This window comes from Amycolatopsis sp. NPDC051372, from assembly GCF_040682095.1.
In the GTDB taxonomy this organism is placed as follows: domain Bacteria; phylum Actinomycetota; class Actinomycetes; order Mycobacteriales; family Pseudonocardiaceae; genus Amycolatopsis.
Window position 1 is genome coordinate 103,378 of sequence record NZ_JBFBAF010000028.1, and the last position, 22,955, is coordinate 126,332.

Below are 22,955 nucleotides of genomic sequence, written 5' to 3' on the forward strand. Positions count from 1 at the left end.
TGAAGTAAGTAGGTGACGGCCGTGGCCCAGGATCCCGCCGGTCTGCTGCGGCTGCTCTGGCTCGTCGCCCACGAGCACGCCGTCTCGCGAATGGACCTCGCGCGCGTGCTCGGTCTGCCGCAGTCGACGGTGTCCGTCCGGACGCAGGCGCTGATCTCCGCCGGGGTTCTCGTCGAGTCCGGCGAGGGCAGCTCGGCGGGCGGGCGGCGGCCGAAGCTGTTGTCCGTCAACGCGGGGTTCGGCCACGTCTGGGCCGCCGACGTCGGTTCGCGGCACGTGCGCATCGGCGCGCTCGACATCGCGGGCAACCTGCTGCACGTGGCCGAGCGGCCGCTGGACATCAACCGCGAACCGATGCAGGTCGTCGCGGCTTTCGCCGACACCGTGCGGGAAGTCGCGGCCGAGGCGCGGTGCCCGGGCCGGCAACTCGGCATCGGCGTCGCGTTCCCCGGACCGGTCGACGTCGGCGCGGGCACGATCACGCTGCCCTCGCGCATGCCGGGCTGGCGCGGGTTCGCGGTGCGCGACGCATTGTGCGAGCACTTCGACCTGCCCGTGGCGGTGGACAACGACGCGAACCTGCAGGCGCTGGGCGAATCCGTCGCCGGGGCGCCCGGGCGCACGCTGCTCGTGGTGAAGGCGGGCACGGGCATCGGCTCGGGCCTCGTCGTCACCGGCCGGCTCTACCGTGGCCGTGCCGGCGTCGCGGGCGACATCAGCCACGTGCGCGTGCCCGCGGCCGGAGATCGTCCGTGCACCTGCGGAAACCGTGGCTGCCTGGAGACGGTGGCCAGCGGTGCGGCCCTCGTCGCGCAGCTGCGCGAGCAGGGGGTCGACGTGAACAGCACCGCGCAGGTGATGGCGACGGCGGAGGACGGGCACCCCGACGCGACCACGGCCGTGCGGCGCGCGGGCCTGCAGCTCGGCGAGGTGCTGGCCACGGTGGTGAACTTCGGCAACCCCGACGAAGTGCTGCTCGGCGGCGCACTGTCGGGTTCGGAGGCGTTCGTGGCCGCCGTGCGCGGCGCGCTCTACGAACGCTGTCTTCCCCTGGCCACCAGGGAACTGCGCATCGATCGGGTGCGCTTCGGCCCGGACGCCGGGCTCTACGGCGCGGGCGCGCTGGTGCTGGACGAGGTCTTCGACGAAGCGATACGGAGCAGACGATGACGAAGGTGCGGATCGGGATCACGGGGATCGCCATCGAGTCGAGTACGTTCTCCCCGCACCGCTCGACCGTGGCCGACTTCCACGTGACCCGGGGCGACGAACTGCTGGCCCGCTACCCGTTCCTGCGCGATGACCGTCCTTCATGGACGGACGACGTCGAATGGGTGCCACTCGTGCACGCCCGTTCGCTGCCCGGTGGCGCGGTGACGGAGGAGGCGTACGCGGAGCTGTCGGGGGAGATCCTGGAGCGGGTGCGCGCGGCGGAGCAGCTCGACGGGCTGTTCTTCGACATCCACGGCGCGATGAGTGTGGTCGGCCGGACGGACGTCGAAGCCGCGCTGGCCGAGGAGATCCGCTCGATCCTCGGGCCTTCAGTGCTCATCTCGGCGTCGATGGACCTGCACGGCAACGTTTCGCGTGAACTGGCCGCGGCGCTGGACCTGATCACCTGCTATCGCAAGGCGCCGCACATCGACGCGTGGGACACGCGCGAGCGCGCGGCCCGCAACCTCGCCGCTCGCCTGCGGCACGGGGGCAAGCCGAAGAAGGCGTGGGTGCAGGTGCCGGTGCTGCTGCCCGGCGAGAAGACCAGTACCCGCCTCGAACCCGCGAAGAGCGTCTACGCGGCGGTCGACGAGGTCGAAGCGCTCGACGGGGTGCTCGACGCCGCCATCTGGGTCGGCTACGCCTGGGCCGACGAACCACGCTGCCAAGCGGCCGTGGTCGTGTCCGGCGACGATGAAGACGTGCTCCTGCAGCAGGCCGAACGGCTTGCCAAGTCCTATTGGGACGCCCGCCGCGACTTCGCCTTCGTCGCCCCGACAGGGACCCTGGCCGAATGTCTGGAGCAAGCCGTCGCGTCGACCGCGCGGCCGTTCTTCGTCAGCGACTCCGGCGACAACCCGACCGCCGGTGGCGCCGGCGACACCTCCTGGAGCCTCGACGTCCTCCTGCGCACTCCGGCCATTGTGGACTCCGAGCTGACCGCGCTGTACGCCGCGATCGTGGACCCGGAAGCCGTCGCGGCGGCGGTATCGGCCGGCGTGGGTGCCACGGTTTCCGTGGAACTGGGCGGAAAGGTCGATTCCGGCCCGCACGGCCCGGTGCCGGTGACCGCGCGCGTCGAGGCGATCGACACCGAAGACCCGGTCGCGGGCACGGCCGCGGTGTTCGCCGTCGGCGGCCTGCGCGTGATCGTCACCGCACTGCGCAAGCCGTACCACCTGGAGTCCGACTTCCTCGCCCTCGGCCTGCGCCCGCGTGAAGCCGACGTGGTGATCGTGAAAATCGGTTACCTGGAACCGGAGCTGTACGACATGGCCGCCGACTGGCTGCTCGCCCTCACGCCCGGGGGCGTCGACCAAGACCTGCTGCGCCTCGGGCACGCCGGGATCGAGCGGCCGATGTTCCCCTTCGACGCGGAGATGGCGGGCCCGAAGCTGTTGCCCGAGCTGCTCTGAGCGCCACGGCCGTCAACGCGCCGAAGGCCAGGTGGTCAAGCCACTGCGCCCCGCGCGGCAACGCCCGGATCGCCGCGTTGTGCCGCCCGACGATCTCCAGGTCCAGCACCGCGATGGCCGCTCCCGCGGCCACCCCGTCGGCGACCGAGAGCGGCCGGCGGCGGTCCACGTAGGCGAGCGCGGCCGTCCAGCCTGCGGACACGAGCCCGTGGACGAGGGCGCCGCGGACCAGTCCGACCTTGCCGCCGGGCGCCAGCGTGCCTGCCGCGCGCGTCGCCGCCAGCGGATCACCACGCGTGATCACTGCGTGCAGGGTCGACGGCAGCCCGCTGCCGGTCGCTGCCACTGTCCAGGCCTTGACCACGCTCTTCACCAGGCCAGTATGCCCGAGGGCTTGACATGCAGTCGTTTGACTGCCTTACTGTGAGTGTGCAACCGGATTTGAACGCGGTGTTCAAGGCGCTGGCCGACCCGACAAGGCGTTACCTGCTCGACCAGCTGCACGAGGACAACGGACAGACGCTCAACGAGCTGTGCGCCCGGCTGGACATGACGCGCCAGACGGTCACGCAGCACCTGTCCGTCCTCGAGGCGGCGAACCTGGTCAGCACGGTGCGCCGCGGGCGGGAGAAGCTGCACTACCTCAATCCGGTCCCGTTGCACGAGATGCAGGAACGCTGGGTGGACAAGTTCGAGCGCCCCCGGCTGCGCGCGCTGAGCGCCGTCAAACGCCGAGCAGAGGAAGCCATGACCGACAAGCCGAGTTACGTTTACGTCACCTACATCGAGAGCACACCGGAGAAGGTGTGGCAGGCGCTCACCAGCGCCGAGCTGACCGGCCAGTTCTGGGGCCACCGCAACGAATCCGACTGGCAGGTCGGCTCACGCTGGGAGCACGTGCGCCTCGACGGCTCCGGCATCGCCGACGTCTACGGCGATGTGCTGGAGGCCGTGCCGCCGAAGCGGCTCGTCACCAGCTGGTACGACGTCGGCAACCCGGAGGTCCCGCCGTCCCGGGCGACGTTCGACATCGAGCAGTACGACGCGATCGTGCGGCTCACCGTGACCCACGAGGAGCTGCCCGACGAGCAGGCGAAGCGCGACGTCGGCCGCGGCTGGCCCGCCGTGCTGGCGAACCTCAAGTCGCTGCTGGAAACCGGTCACGTGCTGCCGCAGCAGCCGTGGACGATGCCCTGATCACCAGGCGCCGGCTATTTGTCGACACCCTCGTACGTGCCTCGCGTGAAGCGCTTCGAGAAGACGAAGTACACGATCGCCACCGGCACCGTCATCAGCAGCGCGGCGGCGAGCTTGAGCGGGAACTGGTTGCCCTGCCCGAGCTCGCCGGACACGAGCGAGGCGACGCCGGTGGTGAGCGTGTTCAGCGCCGGGTCCTGCCGCGACACGATGTAGTGCGGCAGCTCGTTCCAGGACCCCTGGAACGCCAGGATCGTCATGGTGATGAGTGCCGGCTTCGACATCGGCAGCACCACGGACCAGAACGTGCGCAGCGGTCCGGCGCCGTCGATGCGAGCCGCCTCTTCCACGCTCAGCGGCACGCTCTCGAAGAACTGCTTCATGATGAACACGCCCGACGCGTCGGCCAGCAGCGGGATGATCATCGCCGCGTAGGTGTCGTACATGCCGAACTGGTTGAGCACCAGGAACTTCGGGATGAGCAGGACCACGCTCGGCACGGCGAGCACGGCCACGATCGCGCCGAACACCGCGCTCCGGCCGCGGAACCGCAGCCGCGCCAGCGCGTAACCGGCCATCGAGTTGAACACCACCCGGCCGACGGTGATCGTGACCGAGATGAAGATCGAGTTCAGCGCCCAGCGCGGGAAGTCCTGCTGGGCGAGCGTGGAGAACACGGCCACGGACCACTCGTGCGGCCAGGGGGTGAGCGGGTGGGCCGTGGCGTCGGCGTCGGTCTTGAACGCCGTGGCCAGCTGGATCAGGAACGGGTAGATGTAGGCCACGGCGACCAGCAGCAGCACGCCGAGACCGACCCACCGAAGGTATCCGCGTCGCTTCACCGCCGGCTCCTCCGTTTTCCGTCCTTCTCCTTCAACAGCCAGCGCTGCACGAGCGTGAGCACCACGATCACCAAGAACAACAGGAACGCGATCGCCGAGCCCTGGCCCCATTCCTTCCCGATGAACGACGTCGAGTAGGACAGGTACGCGGGGGTGAGCGTGGTGTTGGCGGGGGCGCCGCGGCTGAGCACGTAGATCTGGTCGAAGACTTGCCACGTGCCGATCAGCCCGAGGGTGAGCACGAGGAACAACGTCGGGCGCAGTTGCGGCAGAGTCACGCGCCAGAAGCGCTGCCACCCGTTGGCGCCGTCGATCAACGCGGCCTCGTCGATGCCCGGCGGCAGGTTCTGCAGCGCCGCGTAGAACATCAGCATGAAGCCGCCGGTGGTCGTCCACACCACGAGCACGATGATCGAGCACATCGCCACGCTCGGGCCCGAGAGCCAGTCCCACCAGGTCAGTCCGAGGAAACCGTGCGACGTCAGCGCGGCCGGGTTCTTCGGCACCCCGAGTCCGTTGAGGACGATCTGGAAGACGCCGCGGGGGTCGGCGAACCAGCTGGGACCGTCCACTCCGAACAGCTTCAGCGCGGCGTTCACCGTGCCGGTGCTGGAGAAGAGGAACAGGAACACCACGGAGATCGCGACGGAGCTGGTCACGGTGGGGAAGTAGAACGCCGTGCGGAAGAACTGCTTGCCCCTGAGCCGGCGCTGGTTCAGCACCATCGCGAGGAACAGCGCGAGCGCCGTCTGCAGCGGCACCACGAACAGCACGAAGTAGCCGTTGTTGCGGATGCTCGTGGCGAAGTTGCGTTGCGTGAGGCCGGGTTCGGTGAGCAGCGCTGCGTAGTTGTCGCCGCCGACGAAGTGCACGCGCGAGGAGAACGGACTGCCGTTGCCGGTCCAGTCGCTCACGCTCACCCACAGCGCCATCCCGATGGGCAGCACGAAGAACAGAGCGAGCACCACCAGCGTCGGCGCGAGGAAGAGCCAGCCCACGCGGCCTTCACGTCGGCTCGGGCCCTTCCCCCGCCGCGCCGGGGATGGTGGCGCGGCGGGGGTGCTCGTGGTGGTGAGCAGGGTCGTCATGCCCAGCTCACTGACCGAGCGCGGCGGTGGTGTTGGTCTGCAGCTGCTGCAGGATCTGCTTCGGGTCCGCGCCGGGCAGCTGCTGGATCTGGGCGTCGAAGTCGGTGAGCACCGGGTCCATCTTGGTGAGCGTCACCGGGCCGTGTGCCGAGTCGGCCCCGGCGAGGAACGCCGCCTGCTGCGGGAATTCCTGCTGGTACTGCGTCCGCGCCGACTGCCGCGAGGGCATCACGCCGAACGTCTTCGCGAACGCCAGCTCCTGCTGCGGCTGCATCAGCGCGTCCACGAGCTGCTTGGCCTGGTCCTGGAACTTGCTCTTCGCGGCGATGCCCCAGCACTGCGTGAACGAGAGCGTGCCCGCGCCCGCAGGGCCGGCCGGCAGCGGCACCACGCGGTACTTCACGTTGGGGTAGTCCTTGGTCATCCCGCCGACCATCCAGTTGCCGTCGACGCTCATCGCGGCCTTGCCCTGGCCGAACGCCTCACCCGAGTCGCCCGCGCCGATCTGCTTCGGGTACTTGGCGACGCCGGAGGCCAGCAGGTCGCGCACAAAGGTGAGCCCCTGCAGGTTCTGCGGGGTGTCGGCCGTGGCCTTCTTCTGGTCCGCGTCGAGCGGCCAGCCGCCGGCCTGGACCAGGAACGCGCCGACGCGGTCGCGGGTGTCGTTGAACACGAGCCCGGTGTGCCCGCCGGTGGTCAGCTTCTGCGCGGCGGCTTTGAGCTGGTCCCAGTTCTTCGGGATGTCATTGTCGGTCAGGCCCGCGGCGGTCCACTGGTCGGTGTTGATCGCCAGCGCCAGCGTGGAGAAGTCCTTGGGGACGCAGTAGAGCTTGCCGTCCTTGGTGAACGTGGTGCGCAGCGTCGGGTAGAGATCGTCCTTGTAGGACACCGAATCGCCGTAGGGCAGCATCTCGTCGGCGTAGCTCTGGAACTTGGTGGCGTCCACGGCGAACACGTCGGGCGGGCTGCCCGCGGCGAAGCCCTGGCTCAGCTGCTGCGGCAGGTCGTTGGCGGCGATCACCTGCACCTTCGAGCCGCCGGAGCCCGCCGCCCACTTCGCGGTGGCGTCCTGAACCGCGGTGAGCTCGGCGCCGCCGCTGGAGGCGATCATCAGCTTGAGTGACGCCGGGCCGGACTGCTGGGTGGCGGGCGCCGTCGAGTCGTCGAAGCCGCCGCCACACGCGGTGAGCGTGAGCAACAGGCCGGCAGCGGCGACAGTCGTGCGCGGGAGGGAACGGGGGTGACGCATCGATCCTCCTTGATCGTGCAGGTGGGGATGTCAGGTCGTGCGCAGCACGAGCCGGGGGGCGAGCAGGGTCGAAGCGGGTTCGGGGCCGGCGGTGCCGCGCAGGGTCGCGCGCAGCTGGCGCACGCATTCGGCGGCGACTTCGGCGATGGGCTGCGCCACGGAGCTCAGGCCGAGCACGGCGGCGGTCGGGGTGTCGTCGAAACCGATCACGGACGCGTCGGCGCCGGGGCGCAGGCCGCGGTCGCGCAGCTCGCCGACCACGCCGAGCGCGAGGGAGTCGCTGGCGCACACGAACGCGGTGGGCGCGGCGGGCTCGTCGAGCAGCCGGGCGGCGGCCGAGCGCCCGCCCTCCACGCCGTCGAACACGGGGATCTGCGGCCGGTCCGCCAGTCCGGCGGCGGCGAGCCCCGCCTCCCAGCCGGCGCGCCGGTCGTCACCGGTCTCGGAGCCCGCGGGCCAGCCGACGAACGCGATGCGGCGGTGGCCCTGGCGCACGAGGTGCTCGGTGGCCAGGCGGGTGCCGCGGGCACCGTCGACGTCGACCCAGCCGTGCGCCCGCTCGTCGCCCCACGGCCGCCCGAAGGTGACGAACGGCAGCTCGCGCTCCTTGAGCCAGCGCGTGCGCAGGTCGTCGTGGTGGGTATGGGTGAGCACGAAGCCGTCGACGCCGACCGACGCGATGAGATCGGCGTACGCGCGCGTCTCGGCTTCGTCGTCGGCGGCGGTGAAGAGCATGATCCGGTGGTCGTACTCCTCGGCCGTGGCCGTGAGGGAGTGCAGGAACTGGTCGAGGACCACGCCGCTCACGCCGTTGCCGACCGGCGCGATGCGCATCCCGATGATCTGCGAGCGCGCGGTGCGCAGCTGGCGGGCCGCAGTGGACGGGCGGTAGCCGAGGCGGTCGATGGCCTCGAGTACGCGTTCGCGGGTCTCCGGGCTCACGAGCTCGGGCGAGTTGATCACGTTCGACACGGTCTGGCGCGAGACGGAGGCGGCTTCCGCGACCGAGTTCAGCGTGGCCCGCTGCGCCATGCTCGCCTCCTGGTGACCTGGTGTCGTACCTCGATCGAGGTACCGATTTGAACGTTCAATCTGGCGGCTACTCTGAACGGTGGCCGCTGACCTGTCAAGACTTCAATTGAACTTGACACGAACCTGGTTTGATCGATCAAATCGAGGGCACCCGACCCCACCGGAGGACGTTTCCATGCAGCCGCTGCTCCATGACCTCGCGATCGCCCTGCGCGCGCCGACCGTCGTCCTCTCCGGTCGCGACGGGCAGATCCGCGGCAACGGCACGCAGGGTCTGCTGCACGGTGACCTGCGGTTGGTGAGCGAAGCGGTGGTGACCGTCGACGGTCACGAGCCCGAACCGATCGGCTTCGAGGAGCCGGCGGCGGACCGCGGCACCTTCACCGGGCTGGTGCGCCACCTCGGCAATCCCGGCCCGGACCCGACGGTGTGGCTGCGCCGCCACCGCCGCGTCACGGCGAGCGGGGTGACGGAGGAGCTGGAGCTGGTGTCCTCGGCATCTGAGGCCGTGGAGTGCGTGGTCGAGCTCGCGCTGGCGGCGGACTTCGCGTCGATCGAGGTGATCAAGTCCGGCGGCTCGACGGTCCCGCTGGAGCCGGTGCGCGTCGACGGTGGCGTGCGGTGGGAGCAGGACTTGGTCAAGGCGGTGGTCGCCACCGACGGCGGGACCACTGTGGACGGTGCTCGCGTGCTGGTGAAGTGGCGCGTGCGCGTCGAGGACCGCGTGGAGCTGCACTGGACGCTGACCGCCACGGACCCGGAAGCACCCTTCGTGCCGGGCTCCGCCGCGCGGCTGCCGGTGCCCGTGGTGGAGGCCGACGACCGGCGGTTCACCGCGTTGCTCAACCGTTCGCTCGACGACCTGGATGCGTTGCTGCTGGCCGAACGCGAGCACCCGCGTGACGTGTTCGCGGGCGCCGGTGCACCCTGGTTCTTCACGCTCTTCGGCCGCGACAGCCTGTGGGCCGCGCGCCTGGCGTTGCCGCTCTCGCTTTCGCTGGCGGGCGGCACGCTGCGCACGCTCGCCCGGGCCCAGGGCGAGCGCCACGACCCGGCGACCGGCGAGGCGCCCGGCAAGATCCTGCACGAACGCCGTCGCGCCGGCTTCGAGGTCCACGGCATGTCACTGCCGGCGCGCTACTACGGCACCGTCGACGCGACCGCCCTGTGGGTCGGCCTGCTGTACGACGCCTGGCGCTGGGGCCTGCCCGAGGCCGAGGTCCGCGCGCTGCTGCCGAACCTGCGCGCCGCGTTGTTCTGGATCACCGGCCTGTCCGACACCGACGGCGACGGCTTCGCGGAGTACCTCGACGAAAGCGGCCGCGGCCTGGCCAACCAGGGCTGGAAGGACTCGGGCGACGCCGTGCGCTTCGCCGACGGCACGATCGCCAAGCCGCCCGTCGCGCTGTCCGAGGTGCAGGGCTACCAGTACGAGGCAGCCGTCCACGCCGCCGAGCTGCTCGCGGCGCTCGGCGAACCGGCCGACGGGCTGCTTTCGTGGGCCGCGGCCCTGCGCGCGCGCTTCCGCTCGCACTTCTGGGTGTCCACTGCAGACGGTCATTTCCCGGCGCTGGCCCTGGACGGCGCGAAGCAACCGGTGGATTCGTTGACGAGCAACATCGGGCACCTGCTGGGTACGGGCATCCTGGACCCGGCCGAGAGTGCTTCGGTCGGCGAGTTGCTGCTCCACCCGTCGATGGCCGCCGGCTTCGGCCTGCGCACGATGTCCTCGACCGCGGGCGGCTTCTCGCCGCTGAGCTACCACTGCGGCTCCGTCTGGCCCCACGACACGGCCGTGGTCGTCCGCGGCCTGCACGCGGCGGGCCAGTCGTCGCGCGCCGCTGCGCTCGGCCTGCAACTCGTGCGTGCGGCCGGCGGGTTCGACAACCGCCTGCCGGAGCTGTTTTCGGGCTACGGCTCGGCCGACGTGTCGTCACCGCTGCCGTACCCCGCGTCGTGCCGTCCTCAGGCCTGGGCGGCGGCGTCCGCGGTGACGTTGCTCGTCACGTTCCTGGGCCTGCGCGTCGACGTGCCCGCCGGCGTGGTCACCCTCGACCCGCCGCGGCCGAGCCCGGTGGGTGCCCTGCGCGTGACGGACCTGCCGCTGGCCGGGGGCACGCTGGACGTCAGTGTGGCCGCCGATGGGACGGTGACGGAGCTGCGACTGCCGCCGGGCCTGCGGCTGGGCTGAGGCCCTCGAGTCTCACGCCACGCTTCGGGGGGTGCCGCCGAACCGTGGTGTGAAAGTCACCTTGCTCCTGCCACGAACCCGAGGTTCCCTGGAACGACCCTGCGCCAGGGGACCTCGGTGTCGTGAGTTCAGCTCATCCGATACAGCATCGCCCGCTCCACGACCGTCCACGTCGTGGTCGTCAGCAGATACAGCGAAGCGGCCAAGGGAACAAAAGCGGTTACCGCGACTGTTCCATAGGGCAGGAGGCGCAGGAACCGAGCGCCGGGAGCGGTGAGTCGCGCCGGCGGTCCTGCCACCGGATCGAGAACCACGACACCACGGCGAGCAGGCCGGCCACCACGAACACGACCGGTGCCGCCGCCAGTCCGTGGGCGCCGAGGGTGATGCCGAACAACGTGCTGCCGAGCAGGGCATTGGGCGCGCCGGAGATCACGGCCGTGCTGAAGAGGTGGTACATCACCCAGAAGAACGGCAGCTGCGCGAGCATCGGCAGGCACCCGACGAACATCGACGTGCCCGACTCCTGCTGGAGGTTCGCCATCTCCGCCGCGAGCCGTTCGCGGTTCTTGCCGTGCTTCTCCTGCAGCTTGCGGATTTCCGGGGCCAACGCGGTGCGGGCCTGCTGACCGCGCGCCGCGGCTCGGGCGAACGGCACGAGCAGCAGCCGCACGGCGACGGTGAACAGCACGATCGCGGCGGCGGCCGCGAACGAGCCGGTGAGCGGTTCGGTCGCCGAGGCGAGCCAACCGACAAGGTGGTACGCGCCGGCGACGGGCACGTCGAAGATTTCGGGCATGACAGCACTCCAGGGGAAAGTCGTTTCAGGGCAGGCGGAATCGGCTGCGGACCGTCCTGATCGGACTGACCTGGAAAGGCGTTACGCAGCCGGGGAGTGCCACCCGGGTGCGCGGGGCCGGCTTCGGCCGGGGGCGCCGGGATCGCGCAGCCGCAGGAAAGCCGCGCGACGCGCGCGCTGGTTCAGAGCGGTGCGGCGGGCGCGGACCGGTACGGTCCACGCGGCCAGCTCACCGCGGTTGGCGTTGCTGACGACCAGGACCACGAGCAGGCTCGCGGCCACCACGGAGGCGAACGCGAGGATCGCGGCCGGGCCGGCTTGGTCGAAGACGTGCACGGCGGGGAACGCCAGCTGCAGTGGTGAAGCAAGGTGCAGCAGCGTATGCATGGTGACGCCCCCTTTCTCCGTCGCCGCGATTGTAGCCGGTTGTGGTCCTCGGCGCCCTTGCGCTATGCTCACCTCGATCCCCATGGATGCCGGCCCGGCCGCCCGGGGGAGTTCTCACTTTCACGAAAGCCCCGTCGATCTCGATGTGGCGTTCGCTCGTTTCGCGATCCCACTGATCGCGCCTTTCATCCTCAAGGAGTCAAAACCATGTCATACCAAGGAATTCTCGACATCCACGGCAAGACCGCCACCCTCGGCTACACGCCGGGCGGTCCGTCCGTCCCCTTTGGACTGATCCGCAAGCACGACCTGCGGCGCGGCGACGAGATCGTCGTCGACGGCGAGCAGGTCGTCTCGGTCAACGGTGCTCCTCCGGCGCAGAACCGCCCGGAGTTCGAACGGCTCACGCCGGTGCACCCCGACCAGCGCCTCGTCCTCGAAACCACTCGCCACCAGCTCACCACCCGCGTGCTCGACCTCGTCGCGCCCGTCGGGAAGGGGCAGCGCGCGCTGATCGTGGCGCCGCCCCGCACCGGGAAAACGTCGGTGCTGCAAGCGATCGCGCAAGCGGTGGCCGTGAACCACCCCGACGTGCACCTCATGGTGCTGCTCGCCGACGAGCGGCCTGAGGAGGTCACCGACATGCAGCGGTCGGTGCGCGGTGAAGTCGTCGCGTCGACGTTCGACCGCAAGCCGTCCGAGCACGTGGCCGTGGCCGAACTGGCCGTCGAGCGCGCCAAGCGGCTCGTGGAAAGCGGCCGCGACGTCGTGCTGCTGCTCGATTCGCTCACCCGCCTCGGCCGCGCCTACAACCTCGCCGCTCGCACGTCGGGCCGCGTCCTCTCCGGCGGTGTGGACGCCGGTGCGCTGCACCCGATGAAGAAGATCCTCGGCGCCGCGCGCAACATCGAGGGCGGCGGTTCGCTCACGATCATCGCCACGGCGCTCGTCGGCACCGGCTCGCTCGCCGACACGGTGTTCTTCGAGGAGCTCAAGAGCACCGGCAACTCCGAGCTGCGCCTCGACCGCCTGCTGGCCGACAACCGCGTGTTCCCCGCCGTGGAGCTCTTCGGCTCCGGCACCCGCCGCGACGAGCTGCTCGTGCCGGCCGCGGAGCTCCAGGTCATGAACGAGGTCCGCCGCGCCCTGTCCGGCCAGGACCCCAAGCGCGCGACCGAACAGTTCCTCGACCAGGTCCGCACCACGAAGTCCAACTCCGAGTTCATCGCCCGGGTCGCCGCGTCGCTCGGCACGCCGGCCGAGCTCGCCGCGTGAGCGCGGGAGGTAATCTCGAAACATGGCGACACACGGGCCCGAAGACCGGCCGGCCGGCAACCTGGGCTGGGCACTGGGCACGGTGCTGCGCCGCTGGAACGGCGAGGTCGACCACGTCCTCGCAGGCCTGCCCCAAGGTCCGCGCGGCTTCCAGGTCCTCGGCGCCGTCGTCCACGCCGACATCCCGACGCAGGCCGCGCTCGCCGCGCACCTCGGCATCGACCGCACGGTGATGACCTACCTCATCGACGAGCTCGTCGCCGCGGATCTCGTCGAACGCAAGCCCGCGCCGGAAGACCGCCGGGTCCGCCGCATCGTCGCCACGGTCCAGGGCCGCGAAGCGCTGGCCGACGCCGAGCGCCGCGTCGCCGCCGTGGAGGAAGCCGTGCTGGGCGGGCTGAGCGCTGAGCAGCGCGCGCTGTTCCAGAACCTCACCTACCAGGCCGCGTGCCTGATCCACGAGCAAGACCCGGTCGCGGACTCGTGCCGCACCGTCTCCGAAGCCCTGCGCTGATCCTTCTCGCCTTGTCACCTGGTTGACGCTTGCCCCGGAATAGGTTGTCAAACAGATGAGTTGTGAGTTATATAAGTTGCAGCACAGACGAGAAGGCGGCAACCCATGCACGACCTGCTGTTCGGGACGTTCCTGACGCCCGACGCGCACCACCCCGAGCACGTCGTCGACCTGGCGATCGAGACCGAACGCGCGGGGCTGGACCTGGTGACCGTGCAGGACCACCCGTACAACGCCGGCTACCTCGACACGCAGACGCTCCTGACCTGGCTCGCGGCGAGGACGACGAAGCTGCGGGTCGCGGCGAACGTCACCAACCTGCCGCTGCGCCCGCCACAGGTGCTGGCGAAGGCCGCGGCGTCGTTGGACCTGTTGTCCGGCGGGCGCTTCGAGCTGGGGCTGGGCGCCGGCGCGTTCGCCGACGCCGCGTTCCGGATGACCGGCGAGCGCCGCACCACGGGCGAGTCGATCGAGGCGCTGACCGAAGCCATCGACATCCTGCGGGGCATCTGGGACACCGACACGTCCGGTCCGCTGCGCCACGACGGCAAGCACTACCAGGTCCCGGGCCTCAACCGCGGGCCGCGGCCGGCACACGACATCGGCATCTGGCTCGGGGCGTACCAGCCGCGCATGCTCGCCCTCACCGGCCGCGCGGCCGACGGCTGGCTGCCCACCTACGAGTACCTCCGCAACCCCGGCCTCACCGAGGCGATCAAGCGCATCGACCACGCCGCCGCCGAAGCCGGGCGCGACCCGGCGGCGGTGCGGCGGCTGCTGAACGTGATGAACGTCGGCTTTTCGCCCACGCGGCAAGGGTTTCTGCAGGGGCCGCCCGAACAGTGGGTCGACGAGCTGCTGCCGCTGATCCTCGACGTCGGCATCACCGGCTTCCTCTTCGGCGGTGACGATCCGCGCGTGATGCGGATCCTCGGCGAGGAGGTCGCGCCGGCAGTGCGGGAGGCCGTGGAGAAGGAACGCAGTGGGGTGCGCTCGGCGGCTGCGTTGGCTCAGCGGCACCATGGGGTGGACTACGACGCGCTGCCGTCGTCGTTGGCGGGCAAGGCTGTGGAGCCGGGGGATTCCGCGTACGAGCAGGTGCGGCACACGTACGTGCGCACGGGGTCGCCGAGCCTGGTGGTCCGCGCTCGGTCCACACAGGACGTGGTGGACACACTCGCTTTTGCGCGTAAGCAGAACCTGACGTTGGCCGTGCGCAGCGGTGGCCACGGCATCAGTGGTCGATCGACGCTCGACCGTGGGGTTGTGCTCGACCTGGGCCGGATGAACTCCGTTGAGGTCTTGGATCGCGCGAAACGCTTGGTGCGCCTCGAGCCGGGTGCGCGGTGGGGTGACGTCGCGCAGGTGCTGGCGCGTGAAGGCCTCGCCATGAGCTCCGGTGATTACGGCGACGTCGGGGTCGGCGGCCTCGCCACCGCCGGCGGTCTCGGGTACCTGGCCCGGAAGTACGGGCTCACCATCGACCACGTCGTCGCGGCCGAGCTGGTGGTCGCCGACGGACGGGTGCTGCGCGTGGATGCCGCCCACTACCCGGACCTGTTCTGGGCCATCCGCGGAGCGGGCGGCAACTTCGGTGTGGTCACGGCGTTCGAGCTCGAAGCGTACGAAGTGGACAATGTCGCGTTCGCCAACCTCACCGTGGACGCCACCGATACTGCGGGCCTGCTGGAAGCCTGGGCCGCGACCGTCGAGAGCGCGCCGCGCGAGCTGAGCAGCTTCCTGGCTCTGCTGCCCGGGCGCCGCCGAAGCGCGCCCACCGCGCAGATCACCCTGATCTACGCCAACGACGACGTCGAAGCCGCACAGGAGGTCTTCAGTCGTTTCCTCGACGTCGGCCCGGTGCTCGCGCAGCAGGCGCAGCTCGTGCCGTACTCGGCGATCATGGTGGCCCACCACGGTCCGCACCACGGCCAAGGCCTGTCCGACACCCGCAGCGGCCTGCTCACGCACGTGACCCCGCCGGTCGCGAACGCCGTCGCCGACCTCGTGGCTTCCGGCGACATCCTCATGGTCCAGTTCCGCTCGGCCGGCGGCGCGGTGAACGACCAGCCGGCCGACGCCATGGCCTACTCGCACCGCACGCAGAACTTCTCCGTGCTGGCCACCACCGCCCCCGCGTTGCGCGAGAGGATGGACCGCCGCTGGGACGGCTTCCGCCCGTACTTGGACGGCATGTACCTGAGTTTCGAGACGGACACCCGCCCCGAACGCCTGCTCGACGCGTTCCCCGAGCCGGTGCTCACGAAACTGCGCGCCCTCAAGGCGGAATGGGACCCGGACGGCGTCTTCAACCGCAACTTCCCGATCAGCTGACGGGTCAGTGGCCCGGAATGGTCACCAGCCACCGGTCGGATCGCCGGCGCAGGTAGCCAAGCCAGTACCCGCCCGACACCACGAGCACCGCGGCCGTGATGCCCAGGTCCAGCGCGGTCTGCTCGACGAGCACGTACCCCAGCGCCAGCACCACGACCACCGGGATCACGGGCCAGCCCGGCATCCGCCAGACGTGCGGGCCGCGGTGGGCAGCGCGGCGGGCGCCGAGCACGGTGATCGCGATGGCCAGGTAGAGCGCCACCACGGCGACACCCGTGACGCCGCTCAGCGTCTCGACCGGGACGAAACACAGCACGGCCTCCGACAGGCCCACCACCAGCGTCGCGACCCACGGCGAGCCGAATCGGGAGCTGACCACGCTCAGGGCGCGGTTCACCGGGTCCGGCCAGGCACGGTCGCGGCCCGACGCGTAGAGCACGCGCGAGTTCTGGATGACCATCACGATCACCGCGTTCACGATCGCGGCGGCGATGCACAGGCTGATGACGGTGCCGAGTGTCGAGCCGCTCCAGCTCACGACGAGGGCGGTGAGATCGACCTCGCCCAGGGAGCCGGTGTCGGCGAGCGTGATGGCGACGACGGGGACGAGGATGACGAGCGCGCTGATGCCGAGCGTCCACAGCACGGTTCGCGAAACGGTCCGGTGTGGCTCGCGCATCTCCTCAGCCAGGTATACGGCCGTCGAAAACCCTTGCACCACAAAGAGAGCCATGGCGAGCCCGGCGATCACCGTGACGAGCCCGACGCCGCTCACGCCGTCGAGGCTCGGGCGCACCAGCACCGCGGGCGAGCGGTCGGCGTGCGCGAACCCGAGCACCGACACGACCACCACGGCGATGAGCTCGATGGCGAGGAACACGCCGGTGATCCACGCGTTGGAGCGCAGGTTCGCCATCCGGCCCGTCCGGCTCAGAGGGCAGCAGGAGATCGTGCGCTCACCGCGGGCGGCGGCGCACGCGAGATGGTTCGTGAGGGAGAAGTGCGCGGACTGGCGGGTACCGCACCTGGGCGACGACGCCTGCCTGGTCGTCACCGAGCTCGTGGAGAACACGATGGCGCACCCCCATCACGGTCGACGCCAGCATCACCGCGGCGCCGGCCGGCGAGGGGTCGAGGTGCACGATGGGCGCGAGGTAGTCGGCCACGCCGAGCGCGATGATCGGCGGCACGACCAGGATCACGATGAACGACAGCACGAACGTGATCCAGCCGGAGAAGCGGTTGAGCACCGTGGTGACGATGGCGTACTCGCCGCCCGCGCTGGGCACGAGCGTGCCGAGCTCCGAATAGCAGAACGCGATGCCCACGCACAGCAGCACGGCCAGCGCGATGGCCGGCGCGGTGCCCGTGCCGAGGTCGGCGAACAGTGGCGGCACGAGCACGAACAATGAGGACGCGGGCGTCACGCAGCTCAGTGTCAGCAGTGTTCCGCCGGTGACGCCGATGGAGCGGGTCAGCTCGCGGGGTGCTGCGGTGCCTGTCGTGGTGGACTCGGCGAGAGCCGGTTCAGGGGGCATGGGGGCGATGTCCCTCCGTCGGCGGCGCAATGTTTCGACGGATGGAACAGCACTGATTCGGTGTTGTCAACGCCACCAAGACGACTAAATCCGTCGCCCGTCGCACTGTGGACGGTCGCGTTCAGCGGCACACGCGCTGGCTTGCCGGGCCTCGGGCGGGTCGGGGATGATCCCGGGGGTGACCAGCCAGGAACCGAACCACCCCCGGCCCGCGCCGCCGGTGATCGACGACATCTCGAAGAAGATCATCGCCCAGCTCCAGGAGGACGGCCGCCGCGCCTACGCGACGATCGGCAAGGCCGTCGGCCTGTCGGAGGCCGCGGTGCGCCAGCGCGTGCAGCGCCTGTCCGATTCCGGGGTGATCCAGATCGTCGCGGTGTCGGATCCCTTGCAGGTAGGGCTTTTGCGTCAGGCCATGGTGGCGATCACCGTGGACGGTCCGCTCGAGCCCGTCGCGGACGCGCTCGCGGAGATGGCGGAAATCGACTACGTCGTGCTCTGCGCCGGCCGCTTCGACGTGCTGTGCGAGGCGGTGTGCGCCGACGACGAGGCGTTGCTGGATTTGATCTCGAACCGGATCCGCACCTTGCCTGGTGTGCGTACTGCGGAGACGCTCGTGTACCTGAAGCTGCGCAAGCAGTCGTACCAGTGGGGCACCCGCTGATCCTGAGCGACTAAATCCGAAGGTCTTTGGCGCCCACTGGCCTAGAATTAGTCGAGGTTACTCCGTTCGGCAACCGATACGCTTGCGTTGAGTGGCGGGCTCGTGCGATAACGAAGAGGTCCGGCCGGTTCGCGCCGCCATGCGTGCCCGGCACTTCGAGGCCCGCTTGCGAGGAGCCATGACCACCACCGCCGACCCCAACGCCGCCCCCGCGACTGCCTTGGCCGAGTCCGCGCGCGACAACCTCTGGCTGCACTTCACGCGCCACTCGGGCTTTGACTCCGCCGAGGTCCCCGTGATCGTGCGCGGGGAAGGTGCCTATATCTGGGACTCCCGTGGGAAGCGTTACCTCGACGGGCTTGCCGGGTTGTTCGCGGTGCAGGTTGGTCATGGTCGCGATGAGCTGGCGGAGGCGGCTGCTCGGCAGACGAAGCAGCTCGCGTACTTCCCGTTGTGGGGCCATGCGCATCCGCCGGCGATCGAGTTGGCCGAGCGTCTGACGGCTGCCGCGCCTGGGGATCTGAACCGGGTCTTCTTCACTGTCAGCGGTGGTGAGTCCGTGGAGACGGCGTGGAAGTTGGCCAAGCAGTACTTCAAGATCGTCGGGAAACCGACCAAGCACAAGGTGATCAGCCGCGCGCTCGCGTATCACGGCACTTCTCAGGGGGCGCTGTCGATCACGGGCATCCCTGGTGCGAAGGCGGACTTCGAACCGTTGGTGCCCAGTACGGTGCGGGTGCCGAACACGAATTTCTACCGTGCTCCCGAGCATGCTGATGACTATGCGGCTTATGGCCGGTGGGCTGCTGATCAGATCGAGCAGGCGATCGAGTTCGAAGGTGCGGACACGGTCGCCGCGGTGTTTCTGGAGCCGGTGCAGAACACTGGTGGGTGTTTTGTTCCGCCGCCTGGGTACTTCGAGCGGGTTCGCGAGATCTGTGACCGGCATGATGTGTTGCTGGTTTCGGACGAGGTGATCTGTGCGTTCGGTCGGGTCGGGTATGACTTCGCGGCCAAGCGGTATGGGTATCAGCCCGACATCATCACGACGGCCAAGGGGCTGACGTCTGGGTATGCCCCGCTGGGTGCCGTGCTGGCCAGTGATCGTCTGATGGAGCCTTTTGAGACTGGATCCACGACGTTCATGCACGGCTCTACGTATGGTGGTCATCCGGTTTCGTGTGCTGTCGCGTTGGCGAACCTGGACCTCATGGAGCGGGAGGATCTTTACGGCCACGTCCTCACCCAGGAGACAGTGTTCCGCGGCACCCTCGACCGCCTGCTGGATCTCCCCATCGTCGGTGACGTCCGCGGTGCGGGCTTCTTCTACGGTATTGAACTGGTGAAGGACAAGTCCACGAAGGAGACCTTCACGGCTGAGGAATCAGAGCGCGTTCTTCGCGGCTATCTCTCCGACGCCCTTTTCGAAGCTGGTTTGTACTGCCGAGCCGACGACCGTGCCGAGCCGGTGATCCAGCTGTCGCCGCCGCTGATCTGCGGGCAGAGGGAATTCGACGAGATGGAGCAGATCCTCCGCGAGGCGCTGACGGGAGCGTGGAAGCTGCTCTAAGTCGTCTTGGGTTCGTAGGTCAGGGCCACGGCGCCGGAGCCGAACTCGTGGCGGTTCACCAGACGCAGGTCGAGCGGGGTGGGCAGGCCTTCGAACAGCTTCGGGCCGTAGCCGGCGATTCTCGGGTGAACCAGGAACTCGTACTCGTCGATCAGGCCCAGCTCGGCCAAGGCCAGTGGCAACCTCACGCCGCCGACGTAGAGGCCCTCGCCCGGCTCGGCTTTCAGGCGCCGCACGGAGTCGGCGAGGTCGCCGGTGATCAGTTCGGCGTTCCAGTCCACGGCGGCCAACGTGCTTGACACGACGTACTTCTTCGCCGGGTCAATCACCTCGTGGAACGGCCGCGTCCACGTCGGCATCGCCGCCATGTCCGCGTGCGGGCCCCAGGCTGCTTCCATCATTTCGTAAGTGACGCGGCCGAAGAGCAGGGCGTCGGCGCGGCGCAGGGCGGCCGTCGCGTGCTGATGGGTGTCGGTGTCGGGCTCGATGGCGCGGTGGTCGACGCAGCCGTCGAGGGTGACGTTGATGGTGTACCGCAAGGGTCGCATGGAGTCAGAATAGCGGCGGACGGGCTGCCGAACTACGCAAAGCGGACAGTTTGCGCAAGGCGAGCCGCGCGTGCCCGCCTTCACTACGCTTTCCCCTGTTCACTCACGAAACGGAGGAAGCCGCGTGGCGGGATGGGCCGATCTGGTCGCGTTCATGAGGCAGGAGTACCGGGTGATCCGGGAGGAGCCCGACGAGGTGCGGATTCGCATGGCGTTCGGGGAGGATGCGGAGACGACCGGGCGCGCGCAGGTGGTCGTGGTCGCGCACGAGGTCTTCGACAAGAAGGAAGACTGGGTGCAGATCGCGACGCCGTTCGCGCGGGTGGACGAGGTGGACCTGCTCGACGTGCTGACCGAGGTGGGGCACACGCTCGTCGTCGGGGGGATCGTGGTGATGGGGGAGCACGTCGTCCTGCGGCATTCGTTGCCGTTGGTGAACCTCGACATCAACGAGTTCACGGACCCGTTGGAGCTGGTGGCGGGGTCGGCGGAGTTGCTGGAGCAGCAGTTCACCGGACGTGACGATTACTGACCTGTAAACCGAGAAGGGCCTCCCCGGGAAACCTGGGAGGCCCTTCTCGGTTCAGTAGGCAGGTCCGTCCATTCTGGACTTCGACGGACCAGGAGTCACCGCGGCGCAGTGGGTTCCGCGGGCGGGAAGCACGCCGTCGATGAGGAACTTGTCCGTGGCCGACACCATGCAGTCGCTGTTCTTGAAGTACGCGCTGTGACCCCAGCCGTCGTAGGTCAGCAGGGGTGCGCCGGTTTGGCGGGAGACGTGCTGGGCCCAGGAGTACGGCGTGGCGGGGTCGTAGCGGCTGTTCAGCAGGAGAACGGGCAGGTTGCCCAGGAAGCCGGGCGCGCGTTGGGGGTCGCGGACGGTGCCGGGCCAGCCGAGGCAGCCGGTGGCGGAGGTCCAGGCCAGGGGTGAGAACCGGATGTCCGGGGCGATCGCGCTGAGGGAGCGGCGGAAGGTTTCGAGCTCGCCGTAGCCGCTGACGGGCAGGCGCCAGTCGGAGCAGAAGATGCTGCTGAACGAGGTCGGCACGGTGATGTCGCCGAACGCGGACTCGGCGGGTTTGCCGTCGCGCAGGTTGACCATGCTCGTGGCGAGGCCGGACCAGTCGGGGCCGTAGAAGGCGTGGGTGATCATGCCCATCAGCGCGACCGGGTCGAGGGAGTCGTCGGGAGTGCCGAGGTTGCCGTGTTCGGCGCGGGTGTAGAGCTGGGCCATGACCGAGCGGACGTCCTGCCCGTGCAGAGCGCAGGACGGGGTGGTGGCGCACCAGTGGGCGAACTGGTCGAACATCTCCTGCGTGGCGCGAGTCTGCGAGCTCAGGAACGCCCAGGTGCTGCGCACGGAGTGGTCCATCGTGCCGTCGAGCACCAGCGCACGGACGCGGCCGGGATAGGCCTCGGCGTATTCCTGGCCCATGAGCGTGCCGTAGGAAGTGCCGTAGTACGTCAGCTTGCTTTCGCCGAGTGCGGCGCGGATGGCGTCGATGTCGTGGGCGACGCTCGTGGTGTCGACGTGCGAGGCGAGCGGTCCGGTGGTCTTGGCGCAGCTCGTGCCGAGGGCCTCGTTGCGGGCGGTGAGCTGGCGGAACTCGGCGACGCTCTTCGGCAGCTGCGGGTTCGGGGCCGTGACCTCGGTGAGGCCGCAGCGCACGGGGCTGCTCTGCCCGACGCCGCGCGGGTCGAAACCCACGGTGTCGAAGCGGGCGGTGATGGCCGGCGACAGGGTCCAGCCGTCCTGCACCTCACCCGCGCCCTCGCCGCCCGGGCCGCCGGGATCCATGAGGATGGAGCCGATGCGGTGGGCGGGGTCGGTGGCCTCGCGCCGCGCGAGGGCGAGCTGGATCGTGCCGTCGCCGGGATTCGCCCAGTCGATCGGGACGGTGACCGTGCCGCAGTCGACGCCGGCGGCGGTGGGGCACGGTTTCCAGTCGACGGTCTCGCGCGCGGCGCCGGCCGGGGCGGCGAGCAGGGCCGCGAGAGTGGTGGCCGCCGCGGTGACGACGGTCAGTTTCCGGCCCAGGGCCATGCGCCACGCCTTCCGGTGGTGAAGATCAACCGTTCGGGCGTGGATCTTGCCAGAAGAACGTCGTCCTGGCCCGGTGAGGAGGGGTTCGCCGAGTCCCCCGGTCGTACCGGGGGAGCTCGGCGAGCCAGGGCGTCAGCGGCGGTGCAGCGTCTCGAGCGCTTCCACGAGCACCTTGGGGTTGTGCTGTCCCTTGTAGACGGCCGGCGGCTGCCGGTCCAGGCGCAGGAGCTGTGCGACGGCCGTCCACGCGGTGCGGACGGAGTACTCGACGGTGAAGACGACGTCGTCCGAGACCTCGGCGTACTGGCCGATGAAGGCCAGGTTGGTGGAGCCCGGCGGGACGACCTGCGGGCGGTCGCCGGTCTTGCGGACCAGGAACTGGCTGGTGATGTACGGCATGGTCGCCGGCAGCACGATGGAGCTGTCGAGGATCCGGTCGCGGACGTCGTCGAAGTGCAGGTGGCCCAGTACCTCGGCGAGGATGTCGCGCCCGGAGCTCTCGGCCATGGTTGTGCCGGGCATCTACCGAACGAAGTTCAACCAGTACGACTCGATCGTTCGCGCCCTGCTGGCTTGGCTCGACGCACAGGGAGTCACCATCCAGCTCGGCACGACCGTGACTGACCTCGCGTTCGCCGCCGGTTCCGAGGTCACCGTCCAGGCACTGCACTGGACCCGCAACGGCGCCACCGAGCAGATCGCCCTCGGACCCGACGAGTTCGTCTTCGTCACCGACGGCTCGATGACCGCCGACTCCACGCTGGGCTCGACCACCACGCCCCCGACGCTGCACACCACCCGTTCGGCGGACGCGTGGAAGCTGTGGCGCACGCTGGCGGCGACATCGTGTCGAAGGTCTTGAAAAGGTGGACGAACCGGTTGAGGTACCGGCGGAACTCGATCGCGCTGTGCCAGGACTCGAACGCGAACGTCGTGCATCACATGTACCAGAAGTTCGTGGTGAAGAACTCAGGTTGGAAGCATTCGGAGATCCGCTTGCCGTCAAGGAGTCTTTCCGGCGTCGACACGCACTTGGCGAGCTCGAGGATTCCT

Annotated in this window: 22 protein-coding genes and 1 pseudogene; 11 read left to right on the forward strand and 12 right to left on the reverse strand. The window is 69.6% G+C overall.

Annotated features, from left to right (window positions below):
- The first annotated feature begins 21 nt into the window (after window positions 1-21).
- From AB0M56_RS35500 to AB0M56_RS35510, 3 genes are all read left to right on the forward strand, one after another.
- Window positions 22-1,170 carry an ROK family protein gene (locus AB0M56_RS35500; RefSeq protein WP_364184537.1) on the forward strand — a complete coding sequence of 383 codons (1,149 nt, stop codon included), beginning with the start codon at window positions 22-24 and terminating at the stop codon, window positions 1,168-1,170.
- Window positions 1,167-2,630: a M81 family metallopeptidase gene (locus AB0M56_RS35505; RefSeq protein ID WP_364184539.1), complete on the forward strand. Its 1,464-nt coding sequence runs from the start codon at window positions 1,167-1,169 to the stop codon at window positions 2,628-2,630. The genes AB0M56_RS35500 and AB0M56_RS35505 overlap by 4 nt, the downstream gene beginning before the upstream one ends.
- A gap of 429 nt (window positions 2,631-3,059) precedes the next feature.
- On the forward strand, window positions 3,060-3,827 hold the full coding sequence (locus AB0M56_RS35510; RefSeq protein WP_364184613.1) for a metalloregulator ArsR/SmtB family transcription factor: 768 nt from the start codon (window positions 3,060-3,062) through the stop codon (window positions 3,825-3,827).
- 14 nt (window positions 3,828-3,841) lie between these two features.
- Here the strand turns inward: AB0M56_RS35510 and AB0M56_RS35515 are convergent, their stop codons facing one another.
- The 4 genes from AB0M56_RS35515 to AB0M56_RS35530 are packed head-to-tail and all read right to left on the reverse strand — an operon-like array spanning window position 3,842 to window position 8,038.
- A complete protein-coding gene (locus tag AB0M56_RS35515) occupies window positions 3,842-4,669 on the reverse strand; it encodes a carbohydrate ABC transporter permease (protein ID WP_255638388.1) in 828 nt (275 codons plus the stop codon).
- Complete coding sequence (locus AB0M56_RS35520) at window positions 4,666-5,757, reverse strand: sugar ABC transporter permease (protein ID WP_364184542.1); 1,092 nt, start codon at window positions 5,755-5,757, stop codon at window positions 4,666-4,668. The genes AB0M56_RS35515 and AB0M56_RS35520 overlap by 4 nt, the downstream gene beginning before the upstream one ends.
- Before the next feature lie 7 nt (window positions 5,758-5,764).
- Complete coding sequence (locus AB0M56_RS35525; RefSeq protein WP_364184545.1) at window positions 5,765-7,006, reverse strand: extracellular solute-binding protein; 1,242 nt, start codon at window positions 7,004-7,006, stop codon at window positions 5,765-5,767.
- 30 nt (window positions 7,007-7,036) lie between these two features.
- Window positions 7,037-8,038 (reverse strand): LacI family DNA-binding transcriptional regulator, encoded by a 1,002-nt coding sequence (locus AB0M56_RS35530; protein WP_364184547.1) that lies wholly within the window; start codon window positions 8,036-8,038, stop codon window positions 7,037-7,039.
- A gap of 175 nt (window positions 8,039-8,213) precedes the next feature.
- On the opposite strand from AB0M56_RS35530, the gene AB0M56_RS35535 reads away from it, so the two are divergent.
- Window positions 8,214-10,229: a glycogen debranching N-terminal domain-containing protein gene (locus AB0M56_RS35535; RefSeq protein WP_364184550.1), complete on the forward strand. Its 2,016-nt coding sequence runs from the start codon at window positions 8,214-8,216 to the stop codon at window positions 10,227-10,229.
- A 220-nt stretch (window positions 10,230-10,449) separates the two neighbouring features.
- Here AB0M56_RS35535 and yidC read toward each other — a convergent pair whose 3' ends face one another.
- Window positions 10,450-11,028, reverse strand: coding sequence for a membrane protein insertase YidC (gene yidC, locus AB0M56_RS35540; RefSeq protein WP_364184552.1), 579 nt, complete (start codon window positions 11,026-11,028; stop codon window positions 10,450-10,452).
- A gap of 81 nt (window positions 11,029-11,109) precedes the next feature.
- The gene (locus AB0M56_RS35545) at window positions 11,110-11,415 is read right to left on the reverse strand and encodes a DUF6412 domain-containing protein (protein ID WP_364184554.1); all 306 of its coding nucleotides are present in this window, start codon (window positions 11,413-11,415) and stop codon (window positions 11,110-11,112) included.
- Between the two features lie 207 nt (window positions 11,416-11,622).
- On the opposite strand from AB0M56_RS35545, the gene rho reads away from it, so the two are divergent.
- From rho to AB0M56_RS35560, 3 genes are all read left to right on the forward strand, one after another.
- A complete protein-coding gene (gene rho, locus AB0M56_RS35550) occupies window positions 11,623-12,690 on the forward strand; it encodes a transcription termination factor Rho (RefSeq protein ID WP_364184556.1) in 1,068 nt (355 codons plus the stop codon).
- 22 nt (window positions 12,691-12,712) lie between these two features.
- Complete coding sequence (locus tag AB0M56_RS35555) at window positions 12,713-13,204, forward strand: MarR family winged helix-turn-helix transcriptional regulator (RefSeq protein ID WP_364184559.1); 492 nt, start codon at window positions 12,713-12,715, stop codon at window positions 13,202-13,204.
- Window positions 13,205-13,309: 105 nt separating this feature from the next.
- Window positions 13,310-15,538, forward strand: a complete 2,229-nt coding sequence (locus AB0M56_RS35560) for an LLM class flavin-dependent oxidoreductase (RefSeq protein ID WP_364184561.1) — start codon at window positions 13,310-13,312, stop codon at window positions 15,536-15,538.
- 4 nt (window positions 15,539-15,542) lie between these two features.
- On the opposite strand, the gene AB0M56_RS35565 is transcribed toward AB0M56_RS35560, so the two are convergent.
- The gene (locus AB0M56_RS35565; RefSeq protein WP_364184564.1) at window positions 15,543-16,454 is read right to left on the reverse strand and encodes an APC family permease; all 912 of its coding nucleotides are present in this window, start codon (window positions 16,452-16,454) and stop codon (window positions 15,543-15,545) included.
- A gap of 40 nt (window positions 16,455-16,494) precedes the next feature.
- Window positions 16,495-17,076, reverse strand: coding sequence for an amino acid permease (locus AB0M56_RS35570; RefSeq protein ID WP_364184566.1), 582 nt, complete (start codon window positions 17,074-17,076; stop codon window positions 16,495-16,497).
- A gap of 166 nt (window positions 17,077-17,242) precedes the next feature.
- On the opposite strand from AB0M56_RS35570, the gene AB0M56_RS35575 reads away from it, so the two are divergent.
- Complete coding sequence (locus tag AB0M56_RS35575; protein WP_364184569.1) at window positions 17,243-17,740, forward strand: Lrp/AsnC family transcriptional regulator; 498 nt, start codon at window positions 17,243-17,245, stop codon at window positions 17,738-17,740.
- A 178-nt stretch (window positions 17,741-17,918) separates the two neighbouring features.
- The gene (locus AB0M56_RS35580; RefSeq protein ID WP_364184572.1) at window positions 17,919-19,310 is read left to right on the forward strand and encodes an aspartate aminotransferase family protein; all 1,392 of its coding nucleotides are present in this window, start codon (window positions 17,919-17,921) and stop codon (window positions 19,308-19,310) included.
- Here AB0M56_RS35580 and AB0M56_RS35585 read toward each other — a convergent pair.
- On the reverse strand, window positions 19,307-19,858 hold the full coding sequence (locus AB0M56_RS35585) for a dihydrofolate reductase family protein (protein WP_364184575.1): 552 nt from the start codon (window positions 19,856-19,858) through the stop codon (window positions 19,307-19,309). The genes AB0M56_RS35580 and AB0M56_RS35585 overlap by 4 nt on opposite strands.
- 124 nt (window positions 19,859-19,982) lie before the next feature.
- On the opposite strand from AB0M56_RS35585, the gene AB0M56_RS35590 reads away from it, so the two are divergent.
- A complete protein-coding gene (locus AB0M56_RS35590; RefSeq protein ID WP_220243591.1) occupies window positions 19,983-20,390 on the forward strand; it encodes a YbjN domain-containing protein in 408 nt (135 codons plus the stop codon).
- Between the two features lie 51 nt (window positions 20,391-20,441).
- Here AB0M56_RS35590 and AB0M56_RS35595 read toward each other — a convergent pair whose 3' ends face one another.
- Window positions 20,442-21,902: an alpha/beta hydrolase gene (locus AB0M56_RS35595; RefSeq protein ID WP_364184578.1), complete on the reverse strand. Its 1,461-nt coding sequence runs from the start codon at window positions 21,900-21,902 to the stop codon at window positions 20,442-20,444.
- 132 nt (window positions 21,903-22,034) lie between these two features.
- A complete protein-coding gene (locus tag AB0M56_RS35600) occupies window positions 22,035-22,424 on the reverse strand; it encodes an oleate hydratase (protein ID WP_364184581.1) in 390 nt (129 codons plus the stop codon).
- Here AB0M56_RS35600 and AB0M56_RS35605 point away from each other — a divergent pair.
- Window positions 22,408-22,764, forward strand: a complete 357-nt coding sequence (locus tag AB0M56_RS35605; RefSeq protein ID WP_364184584.1) for an oleate hydratase — start codon at window positions 22,408-22,410, stop codon at window positions 22,762-22,764. The genes AB0M56_RS35600 and AB0M56_RS35605 overlap by 17 nt on opposite strands.
- A 37-nt stretch (window positions 22,765-22,801) precedes the next feature.
- Here the strand turns inward: AB0M56_RS35605 and AB0M56_RS35610 are convergent.
- Window positions 22,802-22,930, reverse strand: a pseudogene (locus AB0M56_RS35610) (oleate hydratase); the annotation flags it as partial.
- Between the last annotated feature and the right edge of the window lie 25 nt (window positions 22,931-22,955).